Origin of the sequence: Hymenobacter defluvii, assembly GCF_017589435.1 — a bacterium.
In the GTDB taxonomy this organism is placed as follows: domain Bacteria; phylum Bacteroidota; class Bacteroidia; order Cytophagales; family Hymenobacteraceae; genus Hymenobacter; species Hymenobacter profundi.
Genome location: NZ_JAGETX010000063.1, coordinates 1 through 1,579 on the forward strand (window position 1 = coordinate 1; position 1,579 = coordinate 1,579).

2 protein-coding genes are annotated in these 1,579 nt (G+C 38.9%); both read right to left on the reverse strand.

The window, feature by feature from the left end; all coding sequences use genetic code 11:
• Positions 1-186: 186 nt before the first annotated feature.
• The gene (locus tag J4D97_RS22850) at positions 187-1,041 is read right to left on the reverse strand and encodes a class I SAM-dependent methyltransferase (RefSeq protein WP_208309608.1); all 855 of its coding nucleotides are present in this window, start codon (positions 1,039-1,041) and stop codon (positions 187-189) included.
• Positions 1,034-1,579, reverse strand: a 546-nt coding sequence (locus J4D97_RS22855; protein WP_208309609.1) for a hypothetical protein, incomplete at its 5' end; no start/stop codon positions are given. The genes J4D97_RS22850 and J4D97_RS22855, both read right to left, overlap by 8 nt.

A 1,579-nucleotide genomic window follows, 5' to 3' on the forward strand; every position in this document is an offset into this window, starting at 1 on the left:
CATCCATGCGCTAAAAACCTGCATTCAGCGCTTAGCAGGCTGGCTTGTACAGTCAAACTCCCCTTTTACAACGCTGAGCGCCGACATTTCACGCTCGGCTATCTTACCCCAAACCACTTCAAACAACGTCCCAATTCTGTTCGGGTTAGCTAGACTACCTCATAGAGCGCCGAATCCCACAAAAAGCTAATTCCGAATAACTTTCTCTAAAACGATTGTCTGGGTTCCAAGGCCATTTGCCCCACCACCTTCTACATAATCACGAAATGTTTTAACCAAGCTAAAAGAATCTTCGTCTATGATGGAGAAAATTTCTTTTAACTTCCAGAACTTATTTTTATGTGCCGACAGATAACCTAAAATTTCCGATTCTGAAACTCTGTTCTGAACAAAACAAGACAAAGCAAGCGTATTGTCAGAATCATCGAACCTTAATGCTCTCCATACAAGGTTTTTATAACCGCCATAATCGGTGAATGGTGTACAAAAAGTATTGCCTTTGTACATGGACATTCGTTCGATACTAGCTTCTTCAAAAATGGAAAAACAGAATTTTCCCGAATCAGATAATAAACCGCTTACGGATACAAATAGTGATTTTAATGCGTTTGGGTCGTTGAAAAGGTGAATTGTTAAATTTGAAAGTATAATTAATTCATATTTAAATTGACTTGTATAAGTGATTATATCTGAATTTATTATTTTAATTTTATTAGATATATTTGACTTGGCTAAAAGACGATTCTGGAATCTGTTTAAGGCATCAACAGAATTGTCAATGCCATGTACTGAAAATCCATTTTCGGCTAAATACATTGACACTCTACCATTGCCACAACCGATCTCTAAAATTGGAGTATTGGCTGAGTATGTTTCGCATACTTTCAAGATAGAGCTAAGGTCCCAAGTTTCGTCAGCAGTTAAATAAGACTCGAATTGCTCAAATATCCCAGAAAAATAGGGTATCGAGACGATACCCTCAACGTTAGCAAGGGACGATAATGGGGCTACTAGCGCACTAGCATCTAGGGTATTACTCATAATAATCTGTGGGCTTAGAAGAAATTATTGTGCTAATCAATGGGTCGCTTGTTACAGATATTAAAACGTTGTCAAGCCAGCTTATAAACTCTAGCCCTTCTCTTCCATAATAGGAAACTAAGCGCTCGCTTCTAAGGCTTTGCAAAAGGTACTGTGCTCGATTGTATGAGTTCAAAAACCGTTTCCAAACCTTAGTTTCAGGGAAAGCAGTGACATTTTCACCAGCGTGAATCTTCAGTATCGCCATTTTGTATAAGACACAGAGATGAACGTATACATGAAATGTTGCTAGGGCTCTCACCAGACTAAATGGTCGTGGTTTACCAATTCCCCAGGGGAGTTTGATGTCACCCTGTTCGTGGCTGATAAAATCGTCATAGGAGTCAATGACAATCGGCCTAGTGACCTGCAAGTCATTCATTTTTTGGTGAAGAGATTCATGTAATAGAAATTCTCCCGTAAGCAGAGGGTCTACGATTACGTCTGAGTTTATCATGAATATTTGTGGTGCTTCTCTATTATATGCACTCTCAAAACC